Origin of the sequence: Micromonospora sicca, assembly GCF_003172935.1 — a bacterium.
Taxonomy (GTDB): domain Bacteria; phylum Actinomycetota; class Actinomycetes; order Mycobacteriales; family Micromonosporaceae; genus Micromonospora; species Micromonospora sicca.
The window spans coordinates 1-11,902 of the sequence record NZ_QGKS01000524.1 but is presented as its reverse complement, the minus strand read 5'-3'; the positions used below and the strand labels follow the sequence as shown (position 1 = coordinate 11,902).

7 protein-coding genes and 3 pseudogenes are annotated in these 11,902 nt (G+C 73.1%); 9 read left to right on the top strand and 1 reads right to left on the bottom strand.

What is annotated here, in order from left to right; all coding sequences use genetic code 11:
- Nucleotides 1–128 precede the first annotated feature (128 nt).
- The 6 genes and pseudogenes from DKT69_RS37120 to DKT69_RS41570 form a co-directional block, all read left to right on the top strand.
- Nucleotides 129–1,466 (top strand): acetyl-CoA carboxylase biotin carboxylase subunit, encoded by a 1,338-nt coding sequence (locus DKT69_RS37120; RefSeq protein ID WP_109806015.1) that lies wholly within the window; start codon nt 129–131, stop codon nt 1,464–1,466.
- Nucleotides 1,467–1,550: 84 nt separating this feature from the next.
- Nucleotides 1,551–2,471, top strand: a complete 921-nt coding sequence (locus tag DKT69_RS37115; RefSeq protein ID WP_109806014.1) for a hydroxymethylglutaryl-CoA lyase — start codon at nt 1,551–1,553, stop codon at nt 2,469–2,471.
- Nucleotides 2,472–2,577: 106 nt separating this feature from the next.
- Entirely contained in the window at nt 2,578–4,110 is a 1,533-nt protein-coding gene (locus DKT69_RS37110) for an acyl-CoA carboxylase subunit beta (RefSeq protein WP_109806013.1), read from the top strand.
- Nucleotides 4,111–4,247: 137 nt separating this feature from the next.
- Nucleotides 4,248–5,402 carry an acyl-CoA dehydrogenase family protein gene (locus DKT69_RS37105; RefSeq protein ID WP_109806012.1) on the top strand — a complete coding sequence of 385 codons (1,155 nt, stop codon included), beginning with the start codon at nt 4,248–4,250 and terminating at the stop codon, nt 5,400–5,402.
- 129 nt (nt 5,403–5,531) lie between these two features.
- Nucleotides 5,532–7,748 (top strand): annotated as a pseudogene (locus tag DKT69_RS37100) (ATP-binding protein); the annotation flags it as partial.
- 75 nt (nt 7,749–7,823) lie between these two features.
- A pseudogene (locus DKT69_RS41570) lies at nt 7,824–8,117 on the top strand (hypothetical protein); the annotation flags it as partial.
- Between the two features lie 257 nt (nt 8,118–8,374).
- On the opposite strand, the gene DKT69_RS37095 reads toward DKT69_RS41570, so the two are convergent.
- Nucleotides 8,375–8,884, bottom strand: a complete 510-nt coding sequence (locus DKT69_RS37095) for a MarR family winged helix-turn-helix transcriptional regulator (protein ID WP_109806010.1) — start codon at nt 8,882–8,884, stop codon at nt 8,375–8,377.
- A gap of 101 nt (nt 8,885–8,985) precedes the next feature.
- On the opposite strand from DKT69_RS37095, the gene DKT69_RS37090 reads away from it, so the two are divergent.
- The 3 genes and pseudogenes from DKT69_RS37090 to DKT69_RS37080 all read left to right on the top strand — a co-directional run.
- Nucleotides 8,986–9,567, top strand: coding sequence for a YceI family protein (locus tag DKT69_RS37090; protein ID WP_109806009.1), 582 nt, complete (start codon nt 8,986–8,988; stop codon nt 9,565–9,567).
- Between the two features lie 258 nt (nt 9,568–9,825).
- The gene (locus DKT69_RS37085) at nt 9,826–11,304 is read left to right on the top strand and encodes a glutamate-cysteine ligase family protein (RefSeq protein ID WP_109806008.1); all 1,479 of its coding nucleotides are present in this window, start codon (nt 9,826–9,828) and stop codon (nt 11,302–11,304) included.
- An 89-nt stretch (nt 11,305–11,393) separates the two neighbouring features.
- Nucleotides 11,394–11,902 (top strand): annotated as a pseudogene (locus tag DKT69_RS37080) (hypothetical protein); the annotation flags it as partial.

The window sequence follows — 11,902 nt, the reverse complement described above, 5'->3', positions numbered from 1 at the left end:
CGCCTGACCCCCGTTTGACCCCCGTCCACCCGGTCACCGACCGGGTCACGGGTGCCAGGCGACTCGTGAGTAACCGCGGCTCGTGGTTACCTGACAGCCGTCCCCACCCCTGGACGCCGGGAGGAAACATGATCGAGTCACTGCTGGTCGCGAACCGGGGCGAGATCGCCCGCCGGATCATCCGCACCGCCAGGCGGCTCGGGATCCGCGCGATCGTGGTGCACTCGGAGGCCGACGCCGGCCTGCCGTTCGTGACCGAGGCCGACGAGGCGGTCTGTGTCGGCCCGGCGAACCCGGCGCAGAGCTACCGGAACGTGGAGGCGATTCTCGCCGCCGCCAAGTCCACCGGCGCGCAGGCGATCCACCCCGGGTACGGCTTCCTGTCGGAGAACGCCGACTTCGCCCGTACCGTCGAGGCCAGCGGCTTGATCTGGGTGGGACCCGGCGCGGACGCGATCACCGCGATGGGCGACAAGATCAACGCCCGGAACCTGATGGCGGCGGCCGGGGTGCCGATCGCCCCCGGCACCACCGACCCGGCGGCCGACCTGGCGGCGGCGGTCGTCGCTGCCGCGGAGATCGGCTACCCGGTGATGGTCAAGGCCGCGGCCGGTGGCGGCGGCATGGGCATGGGCGCGGCGATCGACGAGGCCGCGCTGCGCACCGAGTACGACAAGGTGCGCTCGTTCGCCGAGCGGATGTTCGGCGACGGCTCGGTGCTGATCGAGCGGTACTTCCCCCGGGTGCGCCACGTCGAGGTGCAGATCCTCGGCCTGGCCGACGGCCGGGTGGTGGCCCTCGGCGAGCGGGAGTGCTCGGTGCAGCGGCGCAACCAGAAGCTGGTCGAGGAGTCGCCGTCCCCGGCGGTCTCGCCCGAGCTGCGCGAGCGCTTCCTGGCCGCGGCGGTACGGGCCGGCGAGGCGGTCGGCTACCGGAACGCCGGCACGGTGGAGTGCCTCCTGGATCCCGCGACGAACGAGTTCTTCTTCCTGGAGATGAACACCCGGCTCCAGGTGGAGCACCCGGTGACCGAGCTGGTCTACGGGGTGGACCTGGTGGAGGAGCAGCTGCGGGTGGCCGCCGGCCTGGCCCCGACCTTCGACCCGGACGCGCTCGCGCCGCGCGGCCACGCCATCGAGCTGCGGATCAACGCCGAGGACCCGAAGCGCTTCCTGCCGGGGCCGGGCGCGATCGCCACCTGGAACGAGCCGACGGGTTCCGGCGTCCGGGTCGACTCGGGTTACGTCGCCGGCAACACGGTCACCCCGTTCTACGACAGCCTGATGGCCAAGCTGATCGTCAGCGGCAAGGACCGGACCGAGGCCGTCGAGCGCGCCAAGGCCGCGGTGGCGCAGTTCGAGATCGCCGGCCCGAAGTGCAACCTGCCCTTCTTCGCCGAACTCCTGGAGAACGAGGAGTTCCTCTCCGGCGACTACGACACCGGCATCGTGGGCCGGATGCGCTGACCGCGTCGGGTGCGGCCGGCGGGGTGGGAGTGGGAGGCTGGGGGGACCCCAGAACAGCGACGCGTCACAGTGAGGTGACCCCTTATGGCGGAACTGCCGGACTTCGTCTCCATCCGTGAGGTCGGACCGCGCGACGGGCTGCAGAACGAGGACCCGATCCCCACCGGCGCGAAGGTGCGGCTGCTCGACGCGCTCTCCGGCACCGGCGTCAAGCGGATCGAGGCGGTCTCCTTCGTGCATCCGAAGGCGATCCCGCAGATGGCGGACGCCGACGAGGTGTGGCAGCGGGCCGCGAAGGCCGACGGCGTGCGCTACTCGGCGCTGGTGCCGAACACCCGCGGCGCGCAGCGCGCCCTGGCCGCCGGCTTCACCGAGATCGAGGTGGTGGTCTCGGCCAGCGACACGCACAACCGGCGCAACGTCAACCGGTCGACCGAGGAGTCCCTCGACGACATCGCCGAACTGATCGACCTGCTGCACGGTTCGGGCGCCCGGGCCGAGGTGATCGTGGCGACCAGCTTCGGCTGCCCGTACGAGGGGGACGTCGACCCGCAGCGGGTCGCCGGCATCGTCGACCGGGTGGCCCGCGACGGCGCGGACCGGGTGGCGTTCGGCGACACCACCGGCATGGGCACGCCGCGCCGGGTCCGCGAGCTGATCACCGCGGTACGCGACCGCAACGCCCATATCCCGGTGCTGCTGCACTTCCACAACACCCGGGGTACCGCGCTGGCCAACCTGCTGACCGCGATGGAGCTGGGGATCACCGAGTTCGACGCCAGCGTCGGCGGCCTGGGCGGCTGCCCGTACGCCCCGGGGGCGAGCGGTAACCTGGCCACCGAGGAGGCCGTGCACATGCTGCACGACATGGGCGTCGACACCGGGATCGACCTGGACGTCCTGATCGAGGCCGCCGAGCTGGCCGAGGAGCTGCTCGGCAAGAAGCTCCCCTCCGGCGTCCTCCGCGCCGGTCCCCGCACCCGCCTCACCCCGCTGCCCGCCTAGGGCGCCGCGGGTCGCCGAGCGTCGCGCCGATGCGCTAACCTAACGATCGTTCAGGTCGGTCGGCCCGCTCACGAGGTGGCCGGCCCCAGGTGGCGAGGGAGTCGGCGTGACGCTCGACGGTGAGGCACTGGAGCAGCTGCGCAAGCGCGCCCGGGCCGGCGGTGCGGACAAGTACCACGCGGCGAACGCCGCCAAGGGCAAACTCTTCGCCCGCGAGCGGGTCGCCCTGCTGGTCGACGAGGGCTCCTTCGTCGAGGACGGGCTCTACGCCAACGCCATGGCCGAGGGGCTGCCGGCCGACGGCGTGGTCACCGGCACCGCCACCATCGACGGCCGGCAGGTCTGCCTGATGGCGAACGACTCCACGGTCAAGGCCGGCAGCTGGGGCGCGCGTACCGTCGAGAAGATCATCCGGATCATCGAGCGGGCGTACGCGACCAGCGTGCCGATGGTCTACCTGGTCGACTCGGCCGGCGCCCGGATCACCGACCAGGTCGACCTCTTCCCCGGCCGGCGCGGCGCCGGCAAGATCTTCTGGAACCAGGTCCGCGCCTCCGGCTCCATCCCGCAGGTCTGCGCGCTGTTCGGGCCGAGCGCGGCCGGCGGGGCGTACATTCCGGCGTTCTGCGACGTGGTGGCCATGGTGGACGGCAACGCCAGCATGTACCTCGGCTCCGACCGGATGGTCGAGATGGTCACCGGCGAGAAGACCACCCTCGAAGCGATGGGCGGGGCGAAGGTGCACTGCGCCGAGTCCGGCGTCGGGCACTTCCTCTGCAAGACCGAGGCCGAGGCGCTCGACGTGGTGAAGCGCTACCTGTCGTACCTGCCGGCGAACTGGACGCAGCAGCCGCCGGCCGCCGAGGCCGTCCCCGCCTCCGACAAGGTCGACCTGGCCGCGCTGGTCCCGGCCAGCGAGCGGCAGGCCTTCGACATGCGCCGGTACGTCAAGGGCCTGCTCGACGACGGCTCGTTCTTCGAGATCCAGGCGCTCTGGGCCAAGGAGCTGACCATCGGCTTCGGCCGGCTGAACGGCGAGGTCGTCGGCGTGGTCGGCAACAACTCGATGTTCAAGGGCGGGGTGCTCTTCGTCGACTCGGCGGACAAGGCGACCCGGTTCGTGCAGCTCTGCGACGCGTTCAACGTGCCGCTGCTCTTCCTCAGCGACGTGCCCGGGTTCATGGTCGGCAGCGCGGTGGAGAAGCAGGGCATCATCCGGCACGGCGCCAAGATGATCACCGCGATCTCCGAGGCGACCGTACCCAAGATCTGCGTGGTGGTCCGCAAGGCGTACGGCGCGGGCCTGTACGCGATGGCCGGCCCCGGTTTCGAGCCGGACGCCACGATCGCCCTGCCCACCGCGAAGATCGCGGTGATGGGCGCGGAGGCCGCGGTCAACGCGGTCTACGCCAACAAGATCGCCGCGATCGAGGACGAGGCCGAGCGGGCCGCGTTCGTCACCGCGAAGCGCGAGGAGTACGAGCGGGACATCGACGTGGTCCGGCTCGCCAGCGAGCTAGTGGTCGACGCGATCGTCGAGCCGCACGAGCTGCGCGCCGAACTGGTCCGCCGGTTCACCGCCGCCCGCACCAAGGAACGGCACTTCTCCCGGCGCCGGCACGGCGTCACCCCGGTCTGACCGGGCCGCCACCGCGACCCGCCGACCGCGAGCCACCCGCGACAGCGACGAGACCGCAGCGCACCCACCGCCACCAGACCCAGGACCCGCCCGGCGTCACGAGCGACCGGCGGAGCCGTCCTTGACAGGAGGAACCGATGGACTTCCGGCTCAGCGAGGAACAAGAGGCGCTGCGGGAGAGCGTGCGGGAGTTCGCCCGCGAGGTGGTCGCCCCCACCATCGCGGAGCACTACGAGCAGCACACCTTCCCGTACGAGATCGTCCGGCAGATGGGCAAGATGGGGCTCTTCGGCCTGCCCTTCGGCGAGGAGCACGGCGGCATGGGCGGTGACTACTTCGCGCTCTGCCTGGCGCTGGAGGAGCTGGCCCGGGTCGACTCCAGCGTGGCGATCACCCTGGAGGCGGCGATCTCCCTCGGCGCGATGCCGATCTACCGGTTCGGCACGGACGAGCAGAAGGCGCGGTGGCTGCCGAAGCTGCTCAGCGGCGAGGCCCTCGCGGGCTTCGGGCTGACCGAGCCGGGCTTCGGCTCGGACGCCGGCGGCACCCAGACCCGCGCGGTGCTGGACGAGACGACGGACGAGTGGGTGATCAACGGCTCGAAGGCGTTCATCACCAACTCGGGCACCGACATCACCTCGCTGGTCACCGTCACCGCGGTCACCGGCACCAAGCCGGACGGCTCGAAGGAGCTCTCCACCATCATCGTGCCGTCGGGTACGCCCGGCTTCACGGTCGCGCCGGCGTACTCCAAGGTCGGCTGGAACGCCTCGGACACCCACGAGCTGACCTTCGACGACTGCCGGGTCCCGGCGGCGAACCTGCTCGGCCAGCGCGGCCGGGGCTTCGCCCAGTTCCTGCGGATCCTCGACGAGGGGCGGATCGCCATCGCCGCCCTGGCCGTGGGCCTCGCCCAGGGCTGCGTCGACGAGTCGATCAAGTACGCCAAGGAGCGGCACGCCTTCGGCCAGCCGATCGGCAACTACCAGGCGATCCAGTTCAAGATCGCCGACATGGAGCTGAAGGCGCACACGGCCCGGCTGGCCTACTACGACGCCGCCGCCAGGATGCTGGCCGGCGAGCCGTTCAAGCGGCACGCCGCCATCGCCAAGCTGCACGCCAGCACCGTCGCGGTGGACAACGCCCGCGACGCCACCCAGATCCACGGCGGCTACGGCTTCATGAACGAGTACCCGGTGGCCCGGTTCTGGCGCGACTCGAAGATCCTCGAGATCGGCGAGGGCACCAGCGAGGTGCAGCGCATGGTCATCGCCCGCGACCTCGGCATGTGAGGTGATCAGACCCGTCCGGGCCGGTCGAGGTCCGGACGGGTCGCACCGCTGTCGGATATCCGCGACGGATCGTCGGCTGGCCGACGATGGCCTGCCGCCCGTCGCACCGGGTCCGTACTCTTCGTGCCCATGACTCCGGATCATGATCGTTCGCGGAGCCCGGACGGCCGTACCGTGTTGTCCGATCTGCTGCGCGGGCACCGGCTCGCCGCCGGCCTCACCCAGACGGAGCTGGCCGCCCGGGCGGGCGTCGGGGTGCGGACCGTCCGCGATCTGGAGCGGGGCCGGTCCGTGCGCCCCCAGCGCACCACCGTCGAGCTGCTCGCCGACGCCCTGCACCTGACCCACGCCGCCCGGACGACCTTCCTCGCCGCGGCCCGGCCGTCGTCCGCCGCCGGGCCGCCCCCGGCCGGCCGGCACCTGCCGGTCACCGGCCCCGGCGCCGCCCCCTCCGGTACGCCGATCGCCCTCCCGCGGCCGGTCCCGCTGATCGGCCGGGACCGCGACGTCGCCGAGGTCGCCGCCCTGCTGAGCGCCGACCATCCGGTGGTGAGCCTGGTCGGGCTGGCCGGCGTCGGCAAGACCGCGCTGGCCCTGACCGTGGCCCACGCGGTCGCCGCCGACCACGCCGCCGGCGTCGCCGGGGTGCTGGTCGGTGAGGGCTCCGACACGGCGGACGTGCTGGCCGCCTCGGTCGGGGTCTTCGGCGTGAACCGGTTGGCCGACCTCGCCGCGCGGATCAGCGGGCGACCCGCGTTGTTGCTGCTGGACGCGGCGGAACGGGCACCCGATCCGGTGGCCGAGGCGGTGCGTCGGCTGCTCGCCGCGGCTCCGGCCCTGCGGGTGCTGGTGACCGGTCGGCACCCGGTCGGCCTGCCCGGGGAACTGGTCCGGCCGGTGGCTCCGCTGGACGTACCACGGGCCGGGACGGTGCCGGCGGAGCGGTCGGACCTGGACCGCTGGCCGGCCACCGCGCTCTTCACCGCCCGCCTCGCCCTGGTACGCCGCGAGCCGCCCACCCCCGCCGAGCTGCCGGCGGTCGCCGCGCTGGTCCGCCGGCTGGGCGGGCTGCCGCTGGCGATCGAGCTGATGGCCGCCCGCGGCCGGATCCTCGACGTGACCGAGCTGCTCGACCGGTACGGCGACCGCGTCCTCGACCTGGCCACGTCGCAGGGCCGGCCCGGCCGGGACCCGGCGGAGGGCGCGGTGACCCTCCGCGAGGCGGTGGCGACCAGCTACCGGCTGCTGGCGCCCGGCGAGCGGGCGGCGCTGCGCCGGCTCTCCGCGTTCGGCAACCGCTGGTCGGTGGAGCTGGCCGAGGAGTTGCTGGCCGACGGCGGCGACCGGGCGGACGCGGTTCCGCTGCTGGACCGGCTGCTCGAACTCGGGCTGCTCAGCGTCCGGGGCACCGGTCCGTTCCGGTTCCGTCTGCTCGACGCGGTCCGCGACTTCGCCACCGAACAGGCCGGCCGCGAGGGGGAGCTGGCCCTGATCCGGCGCCGGCACGCCCGGGTCGTCACCGAGCTGGTGGTCCGGGCCGCCCCGGACCTGGTGGGCGCGAACCTGAACGCCGCCGTGCACCTGCTCGACGAGGCGACCAGCGACATCAGCGCCGCCCTGGCGCACGCCGCCGGCGACGATCCGGTCACCGCGCTGCGGCTGGCGGCCGCGCTGCCCCGGTGGTGGCGGTTCCGGGGGCGGGACGTCTCCGGGCGGCGCTGGCTGCGCCGGTTGCTGGCCGATCCGCGTACCGCCGACGCCGATCCGGTGCTGCGGGCCTGGGCGCTGGTCGGGGTGGCCCAGCTGGCCGCCGAGCACGGCGCGGGGGCGGAGGAGCTGCCGGCGGCGCGCGCCGCGTTGGCCGTCTTCCGCGACGCCGGTGAGGTGTCCGGGGAACTCGCGGCCCGGTCGGTGCTCTGCGCGCTGCTGCACGCCACCGGCGGGCACGACGAGGCCAGGGAGCACGCCGAGGCGGTGCTGGAGCTGGCCACCCGGCACGGGCGGGTGCGGGACATGGCGGTCGCGCAGAACAATCTGACCTGGCACGACATCCGGGTCGGCGACCTGGTCGGGGCGCGGCGCCGACTGGCCGCGGTGGACCGGCTGGCCGCCCAGTGCGGGGAGCGGCGGCTGCGGGTGCTCGCCCGCGCCAACCTGGCCGAGGTGATCCGCCTGGAGGGCCGGTACGCCGACGCGGTGGAGCAGGGACGGCGGGTGGCGACGGCGCTGGCCGACCTGGGCGACCCGGGGCACCGCCGCCGGGTGCTGGGCACGGTGGGGCTGGCGCTCGCCCAGGACGGCCGGGCCGCCGAGGCGCTGGAGGTGGTGGCCGAGCTGCGGTCGGGCGCGGCCGATTCCCCGGTGCCCGTGCAGCGCCGCCCGTCGCGGGGCGCGGGCGCCTCCGCCGCCGGTCGGCCGGAGGACGCGGTCTGCGCGCTGATCGAGGGCAACCTCGCCCTGTACCAGGGCGACCGGGAGTTGGCGGCCGAGTGGTTCGCCGCCGCGGCCGAGGCGGGCGTCGACGGCCAGGACCGGCGGGACGTGGTGGAGGCGCTGGTCGGGCTCGCGGCGAGCACGGCCGACGTGACGATGCTGAGGCGGCTCGACGAGGCCCGCCGGGCGGGCGGGGTCAGTCTGCTGCCGCAGGAGGAGGCGCTGCTGTACGCGTTGGTGGCGCGTCGTACGTCCGGCGCCCGACGGGGTGCACCCGACTGATCATGCGGTCGTCCGTCCGCGGACTCGCCCCGCGGCGGTGTCCGCGGGGAAGGGGGCGCGGGGGTGGCGCGAGCGAAAAAGCCCCCTGGTATGCCCCTCGCTCATCGCTCGCGCCGGCACCCCCCGGTGCTCCCCGCTGACCAAGACTATCCGCTGCGGATGGGTGATTTGGGGGTTTTTCAAACCCTATAGACCGGCGGTAGATCGGTTCTGCCGGTCTTTCTGCCGGTGGGCGGCTGGGGCGACGGATTCCGGGGTCAGCGGCCCGCCTTCGCCGCTTCCTCGGTCGGCGCGGGGTCGGTGCTGCCCGCGGTCGCGCCCGGGTGGACCGCGTCCCGGACCCGGCGCAGGCCGTGGAGGAGCGCCGCCAGCTCGGCCGGTTGGAGCTGGCCGGTGAACCACTCCTCGATGATCCGCAGGTGCCCGGGCAGGATCTCGTCCAGCCGGGCCAGGCCGGCGCCGGTGACCACCGCGTACGAGCTGCGCCGGTCAGAGGGGCAGGCCCGGCGGCAGAGCAGGCCGTCGCGTTCCATCCGGTCGACCACCCGGGTCACCCCACTGGTGGAGAGGGAGGTCTGCGCGGCGAGATCGGTCATCCGCAGCCGGTTGCCGGGCGAGCGCGCGAGTCTGGTCAGCACCTCGAACTCGACCGAGGAGAGGCCGTGTTCGTCGAACTGGGCGGCGAACCGGGCCGTCAGTCCGGCGTACACCTCGTAGAAGAGGCCGACGGCGGTGATCCGGGGGTCGTCGAACACGTTCTCGTCCACTTGACCATCCTAGCAGTACTTGACACACGGAATATTGCTGTGCTTATAGTTGCTCAGTCAGTCGTTGGGCAACTAAACAATCTCCCCTGGAGGACAGCACCATGACCAGCAGCACCGAAGCGGTTACCCGCGATTGGGGCGGTCTGACCATCCCGGCTGCCGGCACGTACCTGCTGGACGCGGCCCACAAGCGGGTCGGGTTCGTCGCGCGGCACATGATGGTGAGCAAGGTGCGCGGCGAGTTCGCCGACGCGACCGCCACGATCACCGTCGCGGAGGACCCGATGGAGTCCTCCGTCACCGCCACCATCCAGGCGGCCAGCATCCACACCGCAATGGCCGACCGTGACGCGCACCTGCGCAGCCCGGAGTTCCTGGACGCGGAGGTCTTCCCGACGCTGGAGTACCGCAGCACCGGCGTGAAGTCCCGCTCGGGCAACGAGTTCGTCCTCTCCGGTGAGCTGACCATCAAGGGTGTCACCCGCCCGGTCGACCTGGAGGTCGAGTTCGAGGGCGTCGGCCGCAGCCCGTTCGGCCAGGACATCTTCGGGTTCTCCGCCAGCGCGGAGATCGACCGCGAGGAGTTCGGCCTGACCTGGAACGTCGCCCTGGAGACCGGTGGCGTGCTGGTCGGCAAGAAGATCAAGATCGAGATCGAGGGCGAGGCCGTCCGCCAGGCCTGATCCCCCCCGTACGATCCGACGGGCCCGCGCTGTCCACCGACGGCGCGGGCCCGTTCGCGTACGCCCTCGGGTGCGAATTGTCACGGCTCATTCGGCATCGGCCACCGGTGACCCGGGCGCCGGCTGGGTAGAGATGCCGCCGGGAGCGCACCGTCGGGCCGGACCCCTGGTTCCGACAACGGGACGCTCTTAACGTGGGTGGTTCACACTGCGCTCCGGGACGGTACGGTTCCGTTGCGCCTCGCGCCGGGAGGACACATGGGCAGGGACGTCGAGCAGGGCGCCTTCTCCCGGGAGGACCGGGTCCGCTACCGGCAGAAGGTCCGGCGGTGCCTGGACGTCTTCGCGCTGATGCTGGACGACTTCGGGTTCGACGCCGACCGCCCGATGACCGGGCTGGAGATCGAACTCAACCTGGTCGACTCGGCCGCCGAGCCGGCCATGCGCAACGACCAGATCCTCGCCGACATCGCCGACCCGCTCTTCCAGACCGAGTTGGGGCAGTTCAACCTGGAGCTGAACGCCCCACCCCGGCTCATCGAGGGCGTCGGCTTCGCCGACTACGAGCAGGACCTGCGCAGCAGCCTCAGCCGCGCCGACGAACGCGCGGCGAAGTCGGACGCCAAGATCGTCCTCGTGGGCATCCTGCCGACCCTCACCGAACGCCACCTGGTGGCCGACAACCTCTCCACCAACGAGCGCTACCGGGTGCTCAACGACCAGATCGTCGGCGCCCGGGGCGAGGACATCGAGCTGGACATCCGGGGGGTCGAGCGGCTCCAGACGCACACCGACTCGATCGCCCCCGAGGCCGCCTGCACCAGCCTCCAGTTCCACCTCCAGGTCGCGCCGGACAGCTTCGCCGACTACTGGAACGCCTCCCAGGCCATCGCCGGCGTCCAGGTCGCGATCGGCGCCAACTCGCCGTTCCTTTACGGCCGGCAGCTCTGGGCGGAGACCCGGATCGCCCTGTTCGAGCAGGCCACCGACACTCGCCCGGACGAGCTCAAGGCGCAGGGCGTACGCCCCCGGGTGTGGTTCGGCGAGCGCTGGATCACCTCGATCTTCGACCTCTTCGAGGAGAACGTCCGGTACTTCCCGCCGCTGCTGCCGATCTGCGAGGACGAGGACCCGGTCGAGGTGCTGCACGCCGGCGGGGTGCCCGAGCTGAGCGAGCTGCGGCTGCACAACGGCACCGTCTACCGCTGGAACCGGCCGGTCTACGACATCATGAACGGCCGCCCGCACCTCCGGGTGGAGAACCGGGTGCTGCCGGCCGGCCCGACCGTGGTGGACATGCTGGCCAACGCCGGCTTCTACTTCGGGCTGGCCCGGGGGCTGGCCGAGGCGGACCGGCCGATCTGGAGCCAGCTCACCTTCAGCTCCGCGGAGGAGAACTTCCACGCCGCCGCCCGCCGCGGCATGGACGCCGTGCTGCACTGGCCCCGGCTGGGCGACGTCCCGGTGACCAAGCTGGTGCTCGACGTCCTGCTGCCGAAGGCCGCCCAGGGGCTGGACCGGTTCGGCGTCGCCCCGGCCGAGCGGGACCGGCTGCTCGGCGTCATCGAGCAGCGCTGCCGTACCGGCCGCAACGGGGCGGTCTGGCAGACCGAGACCGTCTGGGCGGCCGAACGGCACCGGGGCATGGACCGCGACGCCGCGCTGCACCACATGCTCCAGCGCTACGCCGAACTCCAGCGCGGCAACGAGCCCGTGCACACCTGGCCGGTCGACTGACCCGCCGGGTCCGCGCCACGCCACCCTGTCCGGCGGTACGGCATAAACCCGGCCCGGGCTGGCCGAGTCACCGGTCCTGGTGTCGGGGCGTGGCGGATCAGCGGCCGCGGCGGCTGGGCCTGGTCTTCGGGCCGGTGGTCGGCGGGCTCGTCGGGCCGTTCCCCGGCTGGTCGACTCCGCTCGCCTCGCTCGGCGGCGGCACGTCCGCTGCCGGATCCCTGGTGGACGGGACGTCCGCCGATGGCGCCTCGCGTTGGCTCGGGATGCTCCGGCCGGAAGCCGTCCCGGTGTCCGCGTCGGTCGCCACCGGCGCCGCGCTCCGCCTCGGCGGGTTCGCGCGACCGCGACGGGCGGTCGAGCGGTCCGCTGCGGCACCCGTGGCCTCACCGGGCGGCGTGGCGGATTCCTCGACCGCCAGCCCCGCCGCGCGCTCCGCCGGCTCGGCCGCCGCGCCGGTGCTCCGCGCCGCTCCGGTGGGCCGCCCGCTCGGCCGGCCACCGGCCTGCGGCGCACCGGCCCCCGGCACCGGGTCGACGCGCTCCGGCGCCTCGCCGCCGGGCGGCAGGTCGAGCGTCCCCCGGGTGGTGCCGGTGGGAGG

Coding starts and splice junctions, on each gene's coding strand:
- DKT69_RS37120 (WP_109806015.1), top strand. CDS start 129: ATGATCGAGTCACTGCTGGTCGCGAACCGGGGCGAGATCGCCCGCCGG.
- DKT69_RS37115 (WP_109806014.1), top strand. CDS start 1,551: ATGGCGGAACTGCCGGACTTCGTCTCCATCCGTGAGGTCGGACCGCGC.
- DKT69_RS37105 (WP_109806012.1), top strand. CDS start 4,248: ATGGACTTCCGGCTCAGCGAGGAACAAGAGGCGCTGCGGGAGAGCGTG.
- DKT69_RS37090 (WP_109806009.1), top strand. CDS start 8,986: ATGACCAGCAGCACCGAAGCGGTTACCCGCGATTGGGGCGGTCTGACC.
- DKT69_RS37085 (WP_109806008.1), top strand. CDS start 9,826: ATGGGCAGGGACGTCGAGCAGGGCGCCTTCTCCCGGGAGGACCGGGTC.